General features: G+C 32.7%; 23 protein-coding genes. 16 read left to right on the top strand and 7 right to left on the bottom strand.

What is annotated here, in order from left to right; genetic code table 11:
• Nucleotides 1-7: 7 nt before the first annotated feature.
• Together QPL79_RS08090 and QPL79_RS08085 are read left to right on the top strand one after the other, a co-directional pair.
• On the top strand, nucleotides 8-706 hold the full coding sequence (locus tag QPL79_RS08090; RefSeq protein WP_285274307.1) for a DUF2208 family protein: 699 nt from the start codon (nucleotides 8-10) through the stop codon (nucleotides 704-706).
• Nucleotides 706-906 carry a hypothetical protein gene (locus QPL79_RS08085; protein ID WP_285274306.1) on the top strand — a complete coding sequence of 67 codons (201 nt, stop codon included), beginning with the start codon at nucleotides 706-708 and terminating at the stop codon, nucleotides 904-906. The genes QPL79_RS08090 and QPL79_RS08085 overlap by 1 nt, the downstream gene beginning before the upstream one ends.
• Nucleotides 907-1,429: 523 nt before the next feature.
• Here QPL79_RS08085 and QPL79_RS08080 read toward each other — a convergent pair.
• Both QPL79_RS08080 and QPL79_RS08075 read right to left on the bottom strand, forming a co-directional pair.
• Nucleotides 1,430-1,981, bottom strand: coding sequence for a THUMP domain-containing protein (locus tag QPL79_RS08080; protein ID WP_285274305.1), 552 nt, complete (start codon nucleotides 1,979-1,981; stop codon nucleotides 1,430-1,432).
• 2 nt (nucleotides 1,982-1,983) lie between these two features.
• Complete coding sequence (locus tag QPL79_RS08075; RefSeq protein WP_285274304.1) at nucleotides 1,984-2,406, bottom strand: hypothetical protein; 423 nt, start codon at nucleotides 2,404-2,406, stop codon at nucleotides 1,984-1,986.
• A gap of 378 nt (nucleotides 2,407-2,784) precedes the next feature.
• On the opposite strand from QPL79_RS08075, the gene cysS reads away from it, so the two are divergent.
• From cysS to QPL79_RS08060, 3 genes are all read left to right on the top strand, one after another.
• Complete coding sequence (cysS, locus tag QPL79_RS08070; protein ID WP_285274303.1) at nucleotides 2,785-4,215, top strand: cysteine--tRNA ligase; 1,431 nt, start codon at nucleotides 2,785-2,787, stop codon at nucleotides 4,213-4,215.
• Nucleotides 4,212-4,538 carry a hypothetical protein gene (locus QPL79_RS08065; RefSeq protein WP_285274302.1) on the top strand — a complete coding sequence of 109 codons (327 nt, stop codon included), beginning with the start codon at nucleotides 4,212-4,214 and terminating at the stop codon, nucleotides 4,536-4,538. The genes cysS and QPL79_RS08065 overlap by 4 nt, the downstream gene beginning before the upstream one ends.
• A 457-nt stretch (nucleotides 4,539-4,995) precedes the next feature.
• Nucleotides 4,996-5,505, top strand: coding sequence for a hypothetical protein (locus tag QPL79_RS08060; protein ID WP_285274301.1), 510 nt, complete (start codon nucleotides 4,996-4,998; stop codon nucleotides 5,503-5,505).
• A 138-nt stretch (nucleotides 5,506-5,643) separates the two neighbouring features.
• Here the strand turns inward: QPL79_RS08060 and QPL79_RS08055 are convergent, their stop codons facing one another.
• The 4 genes from QPL79_RS08055 to leuS all read right to left on the bottom strand — a co-directional run bounded on the left by QPL79_RS08055 (nucleotide 5,644) and on the right by leuS (nucleotide 10,896).
• Nucleotides 5,644-6,345 (bottom strand): hypothetical protein, encoded by a 702-nt coding sequence (locus QPL79_RS08055; RefSeq protein WP_285274300.1) that lies wholly within the window; start codon nucleotides 6,343-6,345, stop codon nucleotides 5,644-5,646.
• Between the two features lie 45 nt (nucleotides 6,346-6,390).
• The gene (locus QPL79_RS08050; RefSeq protein ID WP_285274299.1) at nucleotides 6,391-7,584 is read right to left on the bottom strand and encodes a nicotinate phosphoribosyltransferase; all 1,194 of its coding nucleotides are present in this window, start codon (nucleotides 7,582-7,584) and stop codon (nucleotides 6,391-6,393) included.
• 72 nt (nucleotides 7,585-7,656) lie between these two features.
• The gene (locus QPL79_RS08045; RefSeq protein ID WP_285274298.1) at nucleotides 7,657-7,905 is read right to left on the bottom strand and encodes a hypothetical protein; all 249 of its coding nucleotides are present in this window, start codon (nucleotides 7,903-7,905) and stop codon (nucleotides 7,657-7,659) included.
• 66 nt (nucleotides 7,906-7,971) lie between these two features.
• Nucleotides 7,972-10,896, bottom strand: a complete 2,925-nt coding sequence (gene leuS / locus QPL79_RS08040) for a leucine--tRNA ligase (protein WP_285274297.1) — start codon at nucleotides 10,894-10,896, stop codon at nucleotides 7,972-7,974.
• Nucleotides 10,897-10,997: 101 nt separating this feature from the next.
• Here leuS and QPL79_RS08035 point away from each other — a divergent pair, with 101 nt between their 5' ends.
• The 11 genes from QPL79_RS08035 to QPL79_RS07985 all read left to right on the top strand — a co-directional run bounded on the left by QPL79_RS08035 (nucleotide 10,998) and on the right by QPL79_RS07985 (nucleotide 20,368).
• Entirely contained in the window at nucleotides 10,998-11,216 is a 219-nt protein-coding gene (locus tag QPL79_RS08035; protein WP_285274296.1) for a hypothetical protein, read from the top strand.
• A gap of 152 nt (nucleotides 11,217-11,368) precedes the next feature.
• Entirely contained in the window at nucleotides 11,369-12,265 is an 897-nt protein-coding gene (locus QPL79_RS08030) for a hypothetical protein (RefSeq protein ID WP_285274295.1), read from the top strand.
• A 314-nt stretch (nucleotides 12,266-12,579) separates the two neighbouring features.
• The gene (locus QPL79_RS08025; protein ID WP_438839357.1) at nucleotides 12,580-13,950 is read left to right on the top strand and encodes a RuvB-like helicase; all 1,371 of its coding nucleotides are present in this window, start codon (nucleotides 12,580-12,582) and stop codon (nucleotides 13,948-13,950) included.
• A gap of 9 nt (nucleotides 13,951-13,959) precedes the next feature.
• Nucleotides 13,960-14,226, top strand: a complete 267-nt coding sequence (locus QPL79_RS08020) for a helix-turn-helix domain-containing protein (protein ID WP_285274293.1) — start codon at nucleotides 13,960-13,962, stop codon at nucleotides 14,224-14,226.
• Between the two features lie 110 nt (nucleotides 14,227-14,336).
• On the top strand, nucleotides 14,337-14,969 hold the full coding sequence (gene cas4, locus QPL79_RS08015; RefSeq protein WP_285274292.1) for a CRISPR-associated protein Cas4: 633 nt from the start codon (nucleotides 14,337-14,339) through the stop codon (nucleotides 14,967-14,969).
• A 125-nt stretch (nucleotides 14,970-15,094) separates the two neighbouring features.
• Nucleotides 15,095-15,493, top strand: coding sequence for an adenosylmethionine decarboxylase (gene speD / locus QPL79_RS08010; RefSeq protein ID WP_285274291.1), 399 nt, complete (start codon nucleotides 15,095-15,097; stop codon nucleotides 15,491-15,493).
• Between the two features lie 234 nt (nucleotides 15,494-15,727).
• Nucleotides 15,728-16,549, top strand: coding sequence for a Rossmann-fold NAD(P)-binding domain-containing protein (locus QPL79_RS08005; RefSeq protein WP_285274290.1), 822 nt, complete (start codon nucleotides 15,728-15,730; stop codon nucleotides 16,547-16,549).
• A gap of 79 nt (nucleotides 16,550-16,628) precedes the next feature.
• Nucleotides 16,629-17,354, top strand: coding sequence for a protein disulfide oxidoreductase (gene pdo / locus QPL79_RS08000; RefSeq protein WP_285274289.1), 726 nt, complete (start codon nucleotides 16,629-16,631; stop codon nucleotides 17,352-17,354).
• 235 nt (nucleotides 17,355-17,589) lie between these two features.
• Nucleotides 17,590-19,032, top strand: a complete 1,443-nt coding sequence (locus QPL79_RS07995) for a glycosyltransferase family 39 protein (RefSeq protein ID WP_285274288.1) — start codon at nucleotides 17,590-17,592, stop codon at nucleotides 19,030-19,032.
• A gap of 5 nt (nucleotides 19,033-19,037) precedes the next feature.
• Nucleotides 19,038-19,871, top strand: a complete 834-nt coding sequence (locus QPL79_RS07990) for a hypothetical protein (protein WP_285274287.1) — start codon at nucleotides 19,038-19,040, stop codon at nucleotides 19,869-19,871.
• 17 nt (nucleotides 19,872-19,888) lie between these two features.
• Nucleotides 19,889-20,368: a hypothetical protein gene (locus QPL79_RS07985; protein ID WP_285274286.1), complete on the top strand. Its 480-nt coding sequence runs from the start codon at nucleotides 19,889-19,891 to the stop codon at nucleotides 20,366-20,368.
• Nucleotides 20,369-20,573: 205 nt separating this feature from the next.
• Here the strand turns inward: QPL79_RS07985 and QPL79_RS07980 are convergent, their stop codons facing one another.
• A complete protein-coding gene (locus tag QPL79_RS07980; RefSeq protein WP_285274285.1) occupies nucleotides 20,574-20,990 on the bottom strand; it encodes a DUF2153 family protein in 417 nt (138 codons plus the stop codon).
• Nucleotides 20,991-21,029: the final 39 nt, after the last annotated feature.

The raw sequence follows: 21,029 nt of genomic DNA, 5'->3' as shown, positions 1-21,029 counted from the left end.
ATGTAAAATGCCATTATCAAAATCTAGCCTATACACATTAGCACCAATGGTTATCACAATAATAGTATTTTCACTTATTTCTACATTTATACCGCCTAACTATATCTATATAGCCAATATAGTATACGTGATAGTGTTTATGTTTGTTATGATGGCTATACCGAGATTATTAGCAAAAAGAAAGAGCATAGAAATAAAAGGTACTTTAATTTTAAAAGCAAGTCCACGAGAGGTAATGAATTTAATGTTAAAAGATGTTGAACTGGAGAAAGAATTAAAACCACAATTTACGGCCATGATACTCATGACGTTTATTCCATTAATATTATGGTTTCTTCTTGCTGGCTTCATAAACAACATTTTATCTCCTATTATGAGTGCTAGTAATGGCTTTACTCAACGATTCATAGGATATGTGGCCTTCTATTCAATATTATTTGGTATAATTAGGATTGTAACATATTTTATAACACCAAAGAAAATGATTATGCCTATAAACAGCTATGAGATTAGAAGTGATGGAATAAAAGCTGGGGGATTTGCTTTAACCTTTCCAATAGATCTTAGTAGATACAAAATATTTATAGATACACGAAGAGGCTTTTTTGAAATATTTGATAAGTCTACACGATATGCATACAGATTTTATGTTCCAGATGTGACAAAGATTAAGAATGTGCTAGAAAAGTATGGAGGAGTAAAGTAATGCGCAACATATTATTTGCTATTGTTACATATACCTATTGGAAAAGCCATGAAATAACAGATCATGACTTCAAAGGTTTTAGATTTCTTTTTAAACCTGCTTCAGAATATTTTGGAATTGTTGTTGCTATTGGTATATTCTTTTTAATACTTGGTATTCTAATTAAAATGACAAGGGATTGGCAACTGATTAGGAAATGAAATACATATTAAGATCTTTAAAGATGCTTCTGCTCTAGGTGCATGATCATTCTAGGCTGTTTTCGATTTAGCGATAAATTTAAATGCTTTTGATTGCTTCTATTTATTTGATAAGAAATCCTCTGTGATCCGCTATGCGGTGAGAGGGGGTGAGAGAGTGAGAGTTGTAGATGGGAGCCTTGTGGCGTTGGGCTCGACAGAGTCCCATGAGGCTTGGGTGAAGCTGGTGAATCCAAGCCTAGGGCCAACCCCACTCACGAAGTTAAAAGTGATTGAAACCAATTAAAAGTACCGTGAGTGGGGAAACGCTTTCACAAGCTAGTGCATTATAGTTTCTCTAAGTTCTCATTGCTTGTCGAAAGTAGTAGGAATTTAGAGTTATCAAGCTTATAAGTTGAGGTTTATAAGTTTTGTGAGATGAGTTTCTTTAAGTGTGAGGGTATCGCTTCACAATATTTGAATAGGCAGTGAATAATTGAAAAATACTTAGAAAAGATCTTAATTTCGTTTCTCTAAAACATTTTTATAATGGATCTATAGGTTCACCTATTCTGATATTCTTAAAGACAATTGCTTTAGCAACACTTATTGTGGCTACTATATGCCATCTTTTCAGAGGCACTGTCCTAATGTACACAACCCATTCCGGATTCTCTAAATCAACTTTTCTATCTATCCCTTCAGCAATGGCTTTCACTGCATCAATTGTGTGCATCTTAACGAGTTTTCCACGCTCATCGATAGCATATATTTTTCCATGTAATGTTATTCTATATGATGCATTTACAGGAATTCTTGCTAATGCATAGTTTCTTGCTTTTTCAATAACCTTAGTTATTATCGGATCAACAACTTCATCTACAGGTATTACTCTATGAATTGGTGTGTCTTTACCTTGTAAACATTTCTTTACTTCAAACCAAAATCTGTATGGTTCTGATACACTAAGTAGGATAAGCGATGATCTAACTTTTGCAATAATATATGAGGTCCCAATACAGCTATTTATTTGGGAAAAAGCCCAGTTAATGTTTTCTCTATTAGGATCCAAGGTTATTATTACATTAAAGCTCATTTTTAAATCTTCCTCAATATTTTAATATAAGATACTACCTCCCTAGGAACAACATACGCCTTGTTTTGATAAAGCAAAGCAATTTCATTTTTAGTTATTTTAACAATTCTTCCGCTTATGTCTTGACCATTCAAAAGTTTTACCATTGCATCTGATCCTATCAAATCTTCATCTAAAACATATTCCTTATCACAACACTCTCCATAGCCATGTATATCACTTTGACCAGTAACAACATAAGCTATAGCTTGTCGCGATACTATAACAGCTTCATTTCCAACCATCATACCAATTTCATAATTAGCAACTTCGTCAACAAGACCCATGAGTTTACTACCATCTAGCATATAAACCTCTATACTTCTTCCAACAAATCTTTCATCAATTACATAAAGCCCTCTCCTCTTAGCCTGATAATAAGCCACGTCACTTACACCAAGACCATTTCTACACCTATGTAATTTTTAAGCTGTTGATAAAACTTACAACACAAACAAAAGCAATGCAAATTCATTAACTCAGTTTTTACATATTCTAAGGCTTATCCATCTTAACCATATATTCATAGCCAATCAGTATGTTTATTACTCATTAAATAATTGAGATAATCAAAAACTTAATTCACCTTAGGTTTCAACCTTATTTAAAATAAAGATATTGTATTTCTTTGCATAGAGAATCTTGTTATACGTGGAAATTATAAAGCAAAAACTTATAAATCTTTTCTTAACCTTTAAACAAAGTTTCAGTTGTAAACTTTAAAAATTTCGATATAACAAATTTTGAAGTGGTGAAAAACCTTTGTGTCAATAAGTATATATAATACATTAACAAGGTCTTTAGAGCCCTTCCAACCTATTTCACCCCCAATTGTGAAAGCCTATTTCTGTGGACCGACAGTATATGACTATACACACCTGGGGCATGTAAGAGCTTATTTGGCTTTTGATTTTGTAAAGAGATATTTGAAGCTAAGAGGTTATACTGTTATTCATGTTCAAAACATTACGGATATAGATGATAAAATTATAAAGAGAGCTAATGACGAGGGTGTATCTTGGAAAGAAATAGCTGATAGATATTCAAAGGACTATATGGAGGTGCTAACAAAACTTAATATAAATGTTGATATTCATCCTAGAGTTACTGAGCATATTAAAGAGATAATAGAGTTTATTGAGAAACTTATTGAAAAAGGATATGCATATGTAGTGCCAAGTGGTTCTGTATACTTTGATGTTTCAACAGTTTCAGATTATGGCAAGCTTTCAAAGAGAACACGAAGTGAGGAGTGGCGTCAAGAGGAGGAGTTTCTAGCAGAGAAAAGAAATCCATATGATTTTGCGTTATGGAAGGCTGCAAAGCCTGGAGAACCATGGTGGGAATCGCCATGGGGACGTGGAAGACCTGGATGGCATACAGAATGTGCTGTTATGAGTAGTCGCTATCTGGGAACACAATTTGATATACATGGAGGTGGTCAGGATCTCATATTTCCACATCATGAAAATGAGATTGCCATGGCTGAAGCAGCGTATGGCTTAAAGCCATGGGTCAAATACTGGATTCACGTAGGCTATTTAACAATAAGAGGAGAAAAGATGAGTAAAAGCTTAGGCAATATAATAACAGCTAAAGAGGCTATAGAAAAATTCTCACCTGAAGTTCTTAGGCTATGGGTTTTCTCAGCACATTATAGAAAACAATTAGAATTCAATGAAAGTATTTTAGAAAATTACAAGACTTTATATCAAAGACTTGTGACAGCAACTGAAATTGTAAAGAAAATAATAAAAAGTCCTAGTATATCTCATCATCTTACTGATGAAGATATTTCAATTCTTAATAAGCTAGAGGCTAGTGAAATAATGTTTCATGAAGCTATGTCAAATGATTTCAATACTCCAAAAGCTTTAGAAGCTGTAAATAATCTTGTCTCTACGATATTCAAAGATATTGAAAGAAAGGAAAGATATGAACTTGCATTGAGAGCATATTCAATTCTATCGAGTTTCAATACTGTTTTAGGGGTTTTAGATAAATATCTAAAAGAGAGAATTGAAGTTGATTTAAGTACTATTGAAAAACTTGTTGATATTATTATCAAAATTAGATCAGAACTAAGAAAAAGAAAGGAGTATGAATTAAGTGACAAAATAAGACAAGAGCTATTGTCTTTAGGAATTAAAGTATTTGATTATAAGGACGAGAGTAGGTGGGTATGGGAAAAATGATGTGTTGTATAGCATCTGAAAAAATAGAAAATGACAAATTGGAAAAACTACTAGATTTTACAGTTTTAGAAACAAGAAGAAACAAGGGAAAATACTTCACACTAATATTTATTGCATCTTCAACAAAAAATGCTTTTAGATATAGAGATGTCTTCACCAAGTATCTTGACATAGGCATTAGAATATATGTAGAGAATGAGAATAGTACTCAGCTAAATAAAATTCTGAGTATGTGTGAAAAGATATTATATTCAAAAGAGGATGATGTGCAGCGAATTCTAAGCATTATTGCTTTAAACAATAAAGCTGTTTTGCAAGTCTGAGGAGAAGATATGAATGCGAGGTCCCCGTCGCTCCACCCAACATCATTCATCAGAGATGCTCCTTAGGTCATCCCTCTACAAATATTCGCTCACAAAAACAAAATTAAGCTTATATGCTAGTAAATGTGAGGTTTGTAACGAAAAACCTGCAAAATACTTGTGTAAGATGTGCAATAGATATGTCTGTGAAGATCATTATGATAGAAAAAAGGAGCTTTGCCTTGTATGTCTTGAGACTTTGTGTGATATATGCAGAAATTCGCTAGCTGTAGGAAGATGCTGTAAATGTGGAAGAAAGGTGTGCCATAATTGCCTTATTGAATTAGATGAAGTGCATAGGCTATGTTACTACTGCTTGATATCGAAAAACACAAACATTAAATTATATGCCATAAGTTAATAAACCCTTCCAATACGAAATTATTACAACAATTAAAGTGTTAGAGGATAGTAGACTATGAAAGTATCTTATATGCTAGAATATGTTCAAACACTAGAGAAATCATATGAGGACACGCTAAGAAGGGCTGTAAGCAGCAAAATCGATAAAAGATACATTCAGGTCATATCTGAAATGGTATCATTTATATCATCAATTAAGACGTTTTTGAATAAAGCCATGGTATTAGATAAAGTACTTAGCGAGCTTAAGGCAGGTAGAGCATGTTTTAAATGGTTTTACTCAGAAGACAGATCTTATGTGTCGTTAACAAGGATTGATCCTCAAATAGGTATTTCATATAATGGCACTGCTCTTAGCGTTTCATATCTAGAGAACTCGATATCGTTTAATGAAAGAGTTATTGAGATAAAACTAAATGAGTTTAGAGATAGCATCTCAATTAACGACATTGATGATATTATTGCTAAAAGATCTGTAATAATGAAGCTAATCGGAGAAGCTTCTACTGCATTACTGAAATACTCAGATGAGTTTTCTATTTGTGCCAAAGCTATACATAGATAATATATAACAATTCAAGTAAAAATTATGCAACACATACTCAACTTCTCTTCATTATCCTGTAATTTCAGACGGGGATTCTAACATCACTTCAATTAAAATCAGATCAGTTGAGGCAACGGGCTTCATCATTTTAACAACTTAAATGAGTATTTGCCATTTTCTCAAGCTAGTATTGTATACAAGTAGTGCTGATTCTTTAAGTTTTTTGAAAAGACGTAATTCAATAGCATCTAAAATTTTTTGTATTTCTTCATCGTTATTTGTAGATAGGTTCTCTATTTTTTTAACAAATTCTTGCCAATACGTAGGCTCTACAGCAATTCTTTCATCTTTTCCTTCAATAACTTTAGCCCCCTCTCTTTCAAGTTTAGAAAAGAAACTGTCTCTATCCCTTATCCTAGTGGCTATATCCCTTTCAAATATTACTTTTTGTTCTCGAAGAATATCTATTGCTGATTTTTTTGATATTTCTTTAGCTTTCTTTGCAGCTGTTTTCTCAATGCCTTGTTGATAAATAGCTACTTTCTCTTCTAAACTCTTCAATTTTTCCTCTATAGCTTCTAATCTTTCAATGAATTCTCCATATTTTCTACTCAGCTCATCTATTTTTGAAGTGAATGGATTGATTTTATCCTGTATTCTTCTCTCTAGAAGCTGAATAAGTTTTTCGGATGTTAATGAAGTGGTTTTTTCAGTTTCTTTTACCTGAGTCTCCTTCCCCACACTTCTCATAAGCAAAGCTCTTAAATATTCTGAAATAGTTAAAAAACCCTCAGACTTGGCCTTAGCCAATAACTCTTCATATGTTTTTTCATCAATTTTTATAATCACTGTTTTCATTATTTAACCTATTTTTCTATATTGTATAAAGACATTAAAAACTTGTTAGATATCAACATATTTAAGTTGCTCTAGAACATACTGTCTTATTTCATCGGGTTTGGGAAGATTATATAAAAGCTTTCCATTTTCAATTATTTTATTTAACATCGGCTTAGCTACCTCACCATCTTTACATTTAATTACTTTTCCTGGCATATCTATATAGTCTTCAATGATAGGCTTGCATCTATACAACTGTTTTGCACCTGGAAGCTTACCTCTTTTAGTGATTGGTATCCACTTCCCCTCTTTCACATCATAAATCTCAACAATATCCATGCTTAGATCAATAGACGGTGGAAAGGCAATTGATGTACCTACACCAAAAACATCTGCAACATCCTTTAATCTTTCTATATCATTCTCATCAAGACCACCACTTATAACTATTTTTACTTCCTCAAATCCATGTAATTTAAGAGTCCATTTAACTTCTTGAGCAATTAGTCGAATATCTCCTCTTCTACTCCTTGGTGTATCAAGTCTTACACCCCAAAGCCTTTTTCCAAGAGTTTTTGCTGCAAGTAAGCTTTCATAGCGTTCATCATAAAATGTATCAACAAGAGCTATTCTAGGCACGTTTTCAGGCATTGTATTATCGAATGCTTTCCATGCTTCAACTGGATCCCCAAATACCAATATTAGTGCATGTGGTATTGTACCCTTTGGTTCTATACCCAGAAAATCCTTGCTAAACGCACCAGAAACAGCATCACAACCACCTATATAAGCTGCTCTATCCAATGCAGGTGCTATTGCTGGATGCTGAACTCTTAAACCAAAGAATATTACTTGTTTATCACCTGCTTTCTTCTTTATTCTAGCAGCTTTTGTAGATACACTACTATAAAACCTTAGTATACCTAACAAAGCTGTTTCTATTGTTATTATATCACAGATTTTACCTTCTAAAATTGCTAACGGTTGTAGAGATGTGAATATTGTTCCCTCTGGAACAGAATAGAATGTTGCAGGAATTCCCTGCAATAGAGATACAGCCTCCTCCAAACCAGTGTACAAAGCCCATTTATATCCACTTGGAAGACCATACACATGAATTTCATATCTAACAACTTTATTACAAAGACCATATTTCTCTAGTATTTGCTTACTTCTAATAAAGTAAATGTCTGTTGCATAACCTTTCTTTATTTCATCTTCACTAAATATATAAAACCGAGGATAAGACTTTGTCATGTACGATCGCTCTATTTAAAGCACTAGTTTATAAAGAATTTTGATTTGAATTGAAATCATTTTCTATTGCTTTTACTCTACTTTTATACCCTTCTCCTCTGCAATTTTTTTAGGCATAATTGTTATTATCCCTGTTTCCTCCTCCTTTACAACCACAAACTCCTTACCATACTTATTCACAATATTTCTTGGTACGTATAAGTTAAGTGACAATGTGTAGTAGTCATAGCTATATGTTTTGTCTTTTACATGTTTCTTTCCTATAATTCTTCGTGCTTCAACAACTCTGGTCTTTGCTTTACCTATAGTTTCTGTGCTCATTATTTCTCACCATAGGATTCTACAATTACTACTCAACAAAATAAGCTTTACTGAAATAAATATTATTTATTCAACATATATACCTGGTCTAAGAGGTAAAGCTACTTTTTTCTTTCCACCATAATCTGGTGCTTCTACATCATCAGCACTGAATATTTTAAGTGAAATACCAAGTTTCCTTTCAATGTACTCTTTTGCAAGTTTTAATGCTTCCGATTCTTCAATATCGCATTCCATATAAAGTTCTCTAAGATCTTCTGGAACGTTTACTGAAACATCATACAATGTTTTGATTAATCTTCCAAACTCTCTCTTGTCTAAACCTAACTCCTTTGATACATAATCTATAACTTCACTTACTTTCAAACCATTTGATAGTGCCTTAATCACGCTTTTCATAATTCTTTGGATATTCTTTGGAGATACATATATTATTGCTATGCTTATGCTTGGTTTCTTCAAAGCTCTTACTATGTTATTAATGGACTCAACAACAATATCTGCATATTTAAATGCCATCAACAAGTTTTTGTCATAGGTTTTTGGCAATTTAAATGATTTTGTTGTTATTCTACCTTCAGCAAATGTTTTACTCCAAATCTCTTCTGCTATATATGGAGTGTAAACACTTATTAGTGCAGTCCATACCTTAATAACATCAAGAATTCTTTTTGATGGCTTATCAACTATCTTCAAATAGTTCTTTATAAGCTCCTTTATCTCGTAGAAGATCTTTATACCTGCTTCTCTTAATCTAAAATCTTCCATAAGCTTCTCAATTTCATTAACAATATAGCTAAACATATTTAAGAACCATTGATCAAAGATATCTTCACTTTCTCTATATTCATTCCTGTTATTGTAAATTTGTAATATAATGTCTTGTATCTCTAACAATAGTTGAGGATACTCAGCTTTGCCAAGTTTATTAAGCATTTCTAAATCTATATTCTCATCCTGATAGACCTCAGCATTTAATGCAAGAAGTAATCTAATAATATCTGCACCATATTCGTCAATTAAATTCTTCAATGGTATGATGTTTCTAGCTGATTTACTCATTTTTTGCTGCTTTATCAGAACCCATCCATTGGCTATTATGCTTTTAGGCCATAGCTCCTTTGGAAATAGTGCTACATGATTGAATATGAAGAATGTTAGGTGATTTGGAATGAGATCTTTGCCACTAACTCTTACATCCAGCGGATACCAATACAAAAATTCTTTTCTTATGCTTTCTACATCACTTACCCTAGCATTTACCAACCTAGCTATGTTTTCTGCATCATCCTTACCTAGAAATATGTAATCCCAAAACTCCTTAGGTAATTCCCTAATACTTTGTACAAGCTCTCTAATTTTGTGTACAACAGTGTAAAATGCCATGTATATAGTTGAGTCGCTAAGACTTTCTATAATCCATTTTTTATCCCATGGCAAAGGTGTTCCCAGACCCCTTGTTCGTGCACATGCCCTTTTTCTAAGCCAATCTATTGTTGCTTCAAACTGGGCTCTTGCTTCTTGAGGCACAACTTTTATGTTTTTTAAAGCTTCCTTAGCAATGTTTTTCCAGGACTCATTGCCATAATCAATAAACCACTGATCTTTCAATACTTTTACAACTATTTCTGTACCACATCTACAGTAAACTGGTTTGTTAAGTAATTCATATATTATAACCCCTAGGCCATTGTTTATTAGAAGATTTTTCACAGCTTCCCTAGCATTTTTAACTGATTTACCTTCTACCTCTCTCTCCACATACTCCTTGAATTGAGTTAATACGTTAAGTTTCTTAACCATAAATCCTTTCTGATATTCTAAAGAATAAACAAATTTAGTTGCTTCATCAAGTTTATCTTTATCTGTTTGTGACAAAATCTTGAATTGTTTCAGTGCTTGATATGCTGTTGCAATTTTTTCTCCATTAATCTCTATAATAATTTTAGGTGTTATGTTGAATACAAGTTTCCTTACATTTACACTTTCACTATTCTTGATATCCTCTAATGCAATAGCATCATAGGGTGCATGAGCAGGAACACTCATAACAACACCAGTAGCAAATGATGTGTCAACAAATGACGCTGGTAATATAGGTACTATCTCCCCAGTAACTGGATTCTTAACAAAAACCCCTACAAGATTTCTGCCCAAGACCTTATCTAACACCTCAAAATCTAATTGATATTTAAGTCTTGATGTAGCCTCCTCTCCCACTACCCAAATATCTCCATTACTTAACTTAATCCTTAAATAATGTTTGTCAGGGTTAACCCACAGGTTAGTTACTCCAAATACTGTTTCAGGTCTTAATGTTGCTGTTGGATATGCCGCACCACTATCATCTCTAAACAAAATTGCTACAAATTCTCCTATTTCTGGCTCAACATCACCCTTTGTATCATGCATACCAACAGGCATTTCATGCCTTGGGCACCAACCTACTGGATGTGTACCTCTTTCTATATAGCCTCTCTCATACAGTTCAATAAATTGCCATTGTATAAACGATTTATAGTCATCATCAATTGTTGTAAATTCTCTTCTCCAATCAATTGAAAGACCATAAAGCTTCATAACTTCCTTTGACACTTCATGAAAATATCTAGCTAGATATAATGGATCTACCATCTTCTTTATATCATCATCTGAAACCCCATATACATTTTTAAGCAAATAAATTAAATCCTTATCCCCATTCTCTATGGCTTCAGCCATAGTTATTATAGGTGTTCCTGTATAGTGAAACCCCATTGGAAATAAAACATTATATCCTTGAACACGCTTGAACCTAGCCACTATATCAGCTATTAGATATGTTCTTCCATGTCCTATATGAATAGGGCCATTTGGATACATATAAGCTGCTGTTATGAAAAACTTTGGTCTAGAGTCATCTGGATCTGCTTGATATGCATTTTCTTCGAAGAGTATTTTACTCCACTTATATGTAAGCTGGATAAAATACTCATTGATGTTGCTAGTCATATTTAAATTACCTGTAATCTTACAAAAGCCTAATATATTAATGAAGTAATTTTAAATTTTTTCAAGCTAACTAAAAGGTTGTAAAGGAGGGATAAGCAACATTGCAAAAATGTAGCAATGCTAAAGAAATTACAAAGATAGTGATATATTCAACAGCATTCATTGTCTTAATAGATTTAATCATATTGCTAACCCTAAGTTTAATAACTATTCTAAGAAATGCCTTGGGCGATGGACTTTCACTATCAATATTAATATTCATGGGACTTTTCATTATATATGGGCTTTACATGATTTCACGAAGACTTTTAAATATGTAAGGAATATAGTTATGTTGCTAAAGCTAAATATTGGAAAAGATTTCATGACATATCTCGTTATAGAGACTGTGCATGTGGCAGATGATGATCTTGGCCGTAACCGAGAAATTAATGTGAGGAATTTGGTAGCCTCTGATAAGGGATGAAGAAACTTGCCCCCTACAGACTTAATGAAGATATTATCGCGTACGGACCGCTTGATATATCTTTTTCAAAACTATTTGAAGAATGCTGGGTTTTCAACTGAGCAAGGCAATGATATCATTAACCCTTTTCCATATACATGCAAAATCGTATTAGGTGAAAAACCTTTAATTTGCTTAGGATTATCAATATGTTTCTCTACTAATGAAAGGACAACAAAATACTTCTTGAATAATTTTAAATATAATGGCTTTTGGTTTATAACCCCTGGAAAAGGCAGTGTTTCATGCATAGATGATGTTTGCAAAGCATGCACAGCCAATAATTATGTAAGTATATATTCAAAAAATTGTATTGAAAATGTTCATATAATCAAGGATAGTCCATTAGAAATGCTTAACATTAGCAAAATAGAGAAAAATGAAATACCCTCAGTCTTAGCAGTTAACCTTGAAACATTTGCTAAATCAAGTTTGACTTTAGCATTTATGGAACCTGCTAGAATAAAATATTTAAGTTTTCATCACATGATTTTAGAATATTATGAAAATTGCTTTTACATATCTAAAGAACCATTAATTCACAGCATTAGAAGAATTCTCGTAGAGAAACACATATTCAACTCACAACTATCACTTAGCAAACTGCAATACTCACCTCTTGTGGAAGTTCTTGATCCATATTCTATTGTGATTCCACAAAATTTTAATGATAAATGCATAGAGATGCTCTCTCTGAACATAACTAGTAATGCTATCAACACTATTATTAGAGTTTATAGTAGCCGAGTGACTAAGGTGTATTTAGATGATGTTGAATACGATTATAAACATAACGTTGTTAGAGTGGCTTTAGAACCATTAACTAAAGTCGTGGTCAAGTTATGTCTATATCCAAAGATTTAGACTTCATTTATATGCTGGGAGTTGTTTTAAATGAAAATGAATAGATAAAATTTTCTTTTAATAATGAAGTTTTTGATTCAGGAAAATGTTATCAGGAATTGACTTTGAATAAGAAAGCAAAGCTAAAAATTAAAGGGAATTACTGAATCTTTAACAATCACAATGGTTAGATATACATACGTAGAGAATGTTGAAATAAATAATCTACTTTGAGAAATTCGAGAAATCTAGTCTTTTAAGATAGAGGGGGTTAGAAATAAAAGGTTATAAGCGTGTAATTATTAAACAAAGAATATAGGTGAACTTTCTTGAGTATGATCAGAGAAGTTAAGGAGGAATCCAAAAGAGAGATGCTAAAAAGAATAAGTGCTCACAGTCATATAAGAGGCTTAGGTTTAGACGAAAAAGGAGAGCCTTTATTCATAGCTGATGGTCTTGTTGGACAACTAGAGGCTAGAAAAGCTGCTGGCGTTGTTGTTAAAATGATTAAAGAAGGTAAGCTTGCTGGAAGAGGAATATTATTTGTTGGTCCACCAGGTTCTGGAAAAACAGCATTAGCAATAGCAATAGCAAGAGAACTTGGTGAAGACACTCCATTTGTAATGATAAATGGAGCAGAGCTTTACTCTAGTGAGATTAAGAAGACAGAAATTTTGATGAGAGCTGTTAGAAGAGCTATTGGAATTAGGATAAGAGAATTTAGAAGAGTTTATGAAGGTGTTGTAAAAGAAATAAAATTTGCATTGGCTTCACACCCATTCAATCCGTATGTAAAGGTGCCTAGAGGTGCAAGAATAACTCTTGCTACAAAAGATGAAGAGAAAACACTTGAAGTTGATCAAGCTATTGCGACACAGCTTGCTCAATTAGGTGTGAGAAGAGGTGATTTGATAAGCATAGATGCTGATTCTGGTGAGGTTTTCAAACTTGGAAGAGTGAAGGGTGTTGAAAAAGCAAAATACTATGATGTTGAAACAACGAGGGTTTTAGAGGAAATGCCAAAAGGTAAAATATTCAAGGAGAAAGAGATTGTAAGAACAGTTACGCTTCACGATTTAGATGAAGCATATGCAGCTCAGAAAAGGGCGGTAATATCATTAATTGGTGTAGGTACGGAAGAAAAAGAAATAGATCCAGAGATTAGAAGAGCTGTTGACGAATCAGTTAAGAAGGCATTAAGTGAAGGGAAGGTTACTCTTGTTCCAGGAGTTCTGTTTATAGATGATGTTCATATGCTTGATATAGAGGCGTTTAGCTTCTTAAGTAGAGTAATGGAGAGTGAGTTCTCACCAATACTTATAATGGCTACAAACAGGGGTATAACGAAGATACGTGGCACAGAGCTTGAAGGTCCTCATGGTGTACCACTAGATCTTCTCGATAGGCTTCTAATTATAACTGTAAGACCGTATACAACAGATGAAATGAGGGAAATAATACTGATTAGAGCCGATGAGGAAGAGGTAAAGCTTTCTAAAGATGCTTTAGAACTTTTAGTTAAAATTGCAAGTGAAAGAAGTCTGAGATATGCAATTCAATTAATGCAGCCAGCAAGAATTATTGCTGAGAAAAAAGGAAGAGATGAAATAAGAAAAGAAGATGTTGAGGAGGCAAGTAAATTATTCATAGATGTTTCACAAAGTGTTGAACTCGCAAGGAAATGGGAAGATAAATTCCTAAAGTAGTGTATATATATGGCAGATAGTAAAACACAACAACAAGATTTAATACAAAGATTTTTAGAGTTTATGAAATATGTTCAGCCATTAGAAGAAAATGAGGTGGAGCTGTACTCAGCTGATGACTTAGCAAAAGTCTGGGGCATTGAAAAAGAAAGAGTTCGATCAATATTAAGGAAGCTGCGGAGAGAGGGTTTTATTAGAAGAACCAAAAGTGGTAAATACAAACTTACACTAGCTGCTAAAGTTTTAATCAGAATATATAAGAGAGTTAAAAGATAATCCAGCTATAGATGATGATCACGGCTGTACCTGACAATTTTGATGAAAACCCGTGTTACTGATAAGTATACATTTGTTAAACAGGCTGAAAATACTAGGGAGAGGAACACATGTCTAAAACTTTGAGTTTTGATATCATCAACTTGATTTATAATTGGCGTGTAGAGGAATCGAGAAAAAGATTAGAAGAAAAACTTGAGAATGAAATTTATGTTACAGATTTAATCTATTGTCCACTAAAGTATCATTATCAAAAGAAGTACAAGGAAATAGTAATTGCTAATGCATTTGATCCTGTTACAATCTTTGGTGAATTGATTCATCTAGGTGTTGGAAAATTGTTAAGCAATCTTCTAGGTAGTAACAATGTTGAGTTAGAGAAAGAGTATGAAAAGGAGATAGTTGTTGATGGAACTACATATATTGTAAAGGGACGTGTAGATGCAATAATTGGCGACTGGTTAATAGAAATTAAATCGAGTAAATCAGATTTAAATATTCCACACCAACATCACATTCTACAAACAAGGCTTTATCTATGGTTAACTGGATTGAAAAAAGCTATTCTACTTTATATAACACAAAATAGAGTAGCTGAATACGTAGTTGAGGAACCGGTTTCTGATGGTGAAGTATCAGATCTAATTAGAAGCATTATAGCTAAGAGCCCTGCTCCTCGATATAGTTGGGAGTGCTCATATTGTCCATTTTCAACGCTATGCCCAAGCAAGAAAACATCCTAGTAATATTAAAGAAATGTAAAGTGTTAACCAAATGAATGCATAGCTAAAAAGTTTGTTTTAATATTTAGCATAGAGCTTATAAACCAGTTACTACACGTTAGCCTGTCACTAGGCGACAAACAAAAATGGATCAAAGTAGTAATACAAATGTTATGGATAGAATCATAGGCAAACATGTGTATGGAAATCTATATGAAGTCGATATAGAAATTGCTAAAGACGAAGAAAAACTAAAGCAAATGGTTATAGAAGCATCTAAATTGGCTAATATGACGTTATATGAAGTTAAAAGTTGGAGTTTTGGTGGAAAAAAAGGTGGGGTATCTGTAATAGCACTTGTTCTTGAAAGCCATATAGCAGTTCACACATGGATTGAATATAGATATGCAACAGTAGATGTTTATACATGTGGAGAGAAGAGTGATCCTTGGAAAGCATTTGAATATATAGTTGCGAATTTAAAGCCTAAATACTATACAGTTAACTATGCAGATAGAAGTAGCTTTGAAGCTATAAGAACATAGACCTAGCTAAAACTGTGATGAAGGTAAAGGCGCTGATAATGTGATGTGGCTGAGCTACTCTGAATATTATTTTTGAACATATCTTGTATTTTTACATAGCGAATTCACATCCTTATTAATATGATGTTGGCGTCCTAGACTGAGCAAAATGATGAATTGATTCCGGCACTGATGACAAAATTATATTGATTTTTAAACTGAGGATATGTATTGTCTTTTTCATGGTGATAATAAGTGGATAAAACAGTAGTTATTGGTCTTGGCGAAGTTGGAAATGCTATTTATAAAGTGCTTAGTCAAAGCGGTAAGTTTGAGGTTTATGGATTTGACATTGACACTGCTAAAACTGTTAATAAGCTAGAGGAAATACCGCAAAGCATTGATTTCATGCACATAGCTATACCATATACATCAAAATTTGTTGACATAGTTAAGCAGTATGCTAATATGTTTAAACCAAGATACATAATAATTCACTCTACTGTTGCTCCAGGAACAACGAGAGAAGTTTATAAGCAAGTATCTATTCCAACAGCATTCTCACCAGTTAGAGGTAAGCATCCAAATATTGTTAAGCATCTATATTTTTGGACTAAATGGATTGCAAGTATTCCAGGTAATGAGCTTTCAGTATTTGTTTTACATCTCATTTTAGCAGGTTTCAAAGTAAGGGAGTATGTAGGAGATCCAGAAACATTAGAGTTGGCAAAGTTGTGGGAAACTACATATAGAGCTATAATGATAGCTTCTTGGCAGGAGATACATAGAATTGCAACGAGATTTAATGCTGATATGGAGACTATTATGGAGTTTATTGCTGAGGTTCATGAAGTTTTGCATGACAGACCTCTATACTACCCAGACTACATAGGGGGGCATTGCCTCATACCAAACACAAGAATATTACATAAGGCATTCCCATCTAAACTATTAGAGTTTGTGTTAGAATCAAATGAAAAGAGAATAGAAGAATTAAAAGTTGAGAAAATACGCAATGACATTGAGAAAATGAAGCTAATAGTTCAGAGATACATAAATAGAGACTATTACACATAGCACGATTTTCACATGAGAAATCTTTTTAAATGATGCTGAATAATAAAAAGTTTTGATAAGAAATACGAAGGTAGTAAAAATGCCATCAGAATATGTGTTACCGCCATATATAGAAGAGATGTTTAAATTTGATGTAACAGATAGCGATGTAGAGGTGTTGAAGGAAACATTAAAAGACATGAGAGCACAGGTTCGTGTAAAATTCTTTACATCAGGAAATAAAAGAGAATGTTTCTCATGCTCAGAAACAGAAAAGTTGTTAAATGTATTAGTGGAAGCAAGCCCGCCTATGGGATCTGAAAAAGCTATAGTAATTGAAAAATATGATTTAGAAACCAATGGAGATATGTTTAAGAGACATAACATTGATAGAATTCCTTCAATAATGCTTCTCGATGGCGCTATAACATATCTTGGTATGCCCGCAGGTGAAGAAGTTAAGGCATTTGTTGAAACAATAATCAGAATAAGCACAGGTGATCATGGACTTTCAGAATCAACAATTAAAGAACTATCAAATTTGGAAGGCAGAGCAGTTATTGAAACTATTGTCACACCACCATGTCCTTATTGTCCCTATGCAGTACTACTTTCAAACATGTTTGCATATGCCAGCAAAATCTATGGAGGAGGAAAAGTAAGATCAATTGTTGTTGAAGCATACGAAAATCCCGATTTAGCCGACAAATATGCTGTAACAACAGTTCCTACAATTGTTGTAAACGGGAGGGTAGTATTTGTTGGATTGCCATACGAAACCCAGTTGCTTAAGGCAGTAAAAAGATTAGCACAACTAGAATTTTAATCTCCTTTGTTTCATCATATCTGTTTATAATTGATTCCATACTCTTTTCTCTACATTCAGCGCAAAACACCTTAGACGTTCATAAACTTCATAACTGCTCTTAAGAAGACTCCTAACTAATTTTTGAAAATTCCCTAACTCTTAGTAATTTGAATATAGACACAACATAAAAGATTTTAAACTTTTATTTCAACCTTAAAAAGACGTATCTTTGTAGTTATAATGGGTATCTGTATTGAAGAGAGATTATAACTATTTTACAATAGTTCTTTTAATCATCATTATTGCAACTCATGTATATCTAGTTGCTGTACAAGCATTAGATCTTGAAAATGAGGAGATGAAGAAATTTTACATAGGAGCGAAGGGGTATGTATCAGATGAGGTGTGGTATGTTGATGCTGCCAGAAATATTTTAAGAAAATTATTTGGGTTACAGCCAAAACAAATACATTGTTGTAATGCAACATTGGTGTACTCTACAAAGAATGATGCCTTTAAGGCGTCATTAATAGCTTCACAATATGGTGTAACAGTGCTTTCAACATCATTTAATAAAATCAATGCAATTTATGTACATTCAAATAATTTAAGTGCATTAGATTTGTTTGCAAAAATGACTAATGCAAGTGATGTTGTCTATGGCTGGATTCTTGGCGATACTGAGGGAATAAACACATATATGAATTTAGAGCATCCGCCAATGGCTAAATACATAATAGCCTTGTCCATGATTCTGCTTGGTGATAGACCGTTCTATTGGCGTATTCCATCAATTATAATGGGCTCTTTAACAGTAATAATTTCTTTCCTCATAGCTAAGAAAATTACGGGATCAAATGAGCTTAGCTTAATTATGGCTTCTGCAATAGCTGTAGACCCTTTGACGAGAAATCTTGCATCTATTGCTCTATTAGATATATATGTAGCTGCTTTCACCGCCCTAGCTATTCTTTTAGCTATTTATGGAAAATACAAAGCCTCTATACTTGTTCTTGGATTTGCTTCAACGTTTAAATTTACAGCTCTCTTAGCTTTCTTGCCAATATTACTTTTATACATAAGCAACATTATTAGAGAAGGTAGAAAGAAATTTGTTGAGGTATTCTCAAAATCTGTTGAGCTTCTAACACTAGCATTGCTATCATTTATATTCTTTCAGCTGCTAGTATCAATACCAATAATATTTAGACTAGGTATTGATACATGGCTTAATCAAAGCATTTTAGGTGCTATTTCATGGCATCTCAGAATTAAATGTGTTGGAAGTGAATGTCCTGTGGCATCAGCACCTTGGGACTGGTTCTTTGGTTTAAACTCATTTCCCTTATATATATACTCGAATGGTGTAACAATCTATGCTCAAGGTTTTGTTCCTGCTTATTTGCTAAGCTTTATCCTAGCCATACTTACAATAGCCTACAGAAAGTTTAATTCTATAAGCAAAAGGCCTTGGATCTTGTTATCTGGTTTTATTCTTGCCTATATAATACTTTGGCTTGCTGGTTCACGAACTCAGTACAGTTTCTATGCTGTTCAACTAACACCATATGTTTACATTTACCTAATTTCTCAGTTATATGAATATATATGGAGAGAAAACATAGTTAAAACATTTGTTGAGTGGAAAAATGTTTTTGAGAGAATCTGGCAAATAATTTTAGTAATTTTGAGTTGAAAACAATGGTACTAGAAAAGGATTTATCCAAAGTATTGAACATTTTGGCTGATTCTATATCAACTTTAGGTGTTAACGTCAATGAATTAAAAGACTCTGTGAAGGAGTTAGAAAAAAGCCAACAGTTTTTAGTATCCAAAAAAGCAGTGAAAATACTAAATAAGCTCCATATAGAGATTTTTAATTTGAGAAATTCTATTGAAAAAAGTGAAACTAAAGACATCATAAACTCTATATCAAATGTAGTAAGAGGTATTTCTAACTATGTAAAAGAACTAGGTGTAGAATTCAAATTGACTACACAAAGGTCTTTGTTATTTCTAGCAATTACAATACTAATCTCAATGATTACAAGCATAGCATCTTTTAGCATACTATATTTACTTCAAATTGTAAATAATCTTAGCTTTGTAACATTGACATTCATTGTTCTATTTACTGTATTAGCTTCGTTTTTATCATTACATCTGAAATTATTAACAACAATAATTTTAGTGCCTTTAACATTCATTCCTTCTATAATAACTTCAATTATTGGCTTAGCTCTTCACACAATTTTTACTCCTACAATCGTCATTCAATTATTGTTTAGCACAGCAATATTAATACTATTAACAATATTTTTAATTCAGCAAATAAGCAACTATAAAGATGCTATAAACAAAGTGATACTTATTTACAATACCATTAACTCATTGAAAACAATTATTGAAGATCTTACTAAAAAATGGAAAAGACTAGATCATACTATTATTGATGAAACTATTTTTACTAATGTATATGGTGATGAAGCTACTGAGCTTATTAAGTATACTATTGATGTTAGTAAGGTGAAGTAGACTACTGGTGATTAAAAATGCCTGAGAAACAACAAACACAACAGCAAAAAACAAAAGAACTCAAGGTATTTTCAACTCAAGTTGTTACAATTGATGCAATAAGAAACGATAGACGAAAATTAACATTACTATACATGATAAAAACACTTAATAGCGTTAGTGAAAAAGGATTAACTCATCTAATAACAATACTTAACGATGAAAAAGGAGTGAACTTAGGATATACAATAGTAAAGCTAGGTAATAGAATAATTGTTAGAGAACTACTTGAAGATATCAAAGCATTACTATATGTAGGTTTAATTGAAACAGATCCAAAAACTAAGAAGCTTCAATTAACAAGCAAAGGTAAAGAGTTTTTAGAAACAATACAAACTGTTGACAAGAAATTATCTGAGATCTTAGGTACAGTGGAAGAATTAAAGACAAAGGTGGTTGCAATAGATGAAGAAGTTGCAACAGCAACACAAATTATGCAACAAATTAGAAAGAGATAAAAATAAGACGTTTATCATTTAATAGCGATAAAGATTTCTACTAGGTTTCATTTAAATTCAAACTATTTATTATAATCTATGTTTTAGCAAAAATTTTCATACTTCTCTTATTCTCCAAAATGTTAAAATCATAATTAAGACAATTTAAAAATTAGCAAAATTTGTTGCAATTTACAGTATTAGGTGTTTAGACATAAAAACTTTATTATATTGATAATGAGACTCTTTCACGTTCCCCTCTTCTTCTCTGACCAATACCTTCGCCAAATAGTTCTAATAATAAAGGGCTTAGCTTACCTTCCTTTTCTAACTTAGCTATATAATCTCTAAACTCAGACGTGTGTTTAATATCAAGATCTATTAGTTGTTGTAGTATATTGTAGATGGTAGTCCACACAAATTCGAGTTCTTCTTTAGGCATATTACTAATAATAAAAGGATCTTGAAGCCAGTTATCAAAAGCTCTAAGTGTTCTAATCATGTGCTGAAATGCCATTCTAGTATACAATATCAATTCTAGCCTATCACCTTTCTTTGCATTATCATTTACATTACTAAACCACTGTTTAACCTTTTTCTGCATTTCAATCCATTGAGTCAGACTATCATACATTGATGACATTTTACACTACACCTCAACATATTATTTTGATTCACGCCA

Origin of the sequence: Ignisphaera cupida (assembly GCF_030186535.1) — an archaeon.
Taxonomy (GTDB): domain Archaea; phylum Thermoproteota; class Thermoprotei_A; order Sulfolobales; family Ignisphaeraceae; genus Ignisphaera; species Ignisphaera cupida.
This window is presented reverse-complemented; position numbering and strand designations above follow the sequence as displayed.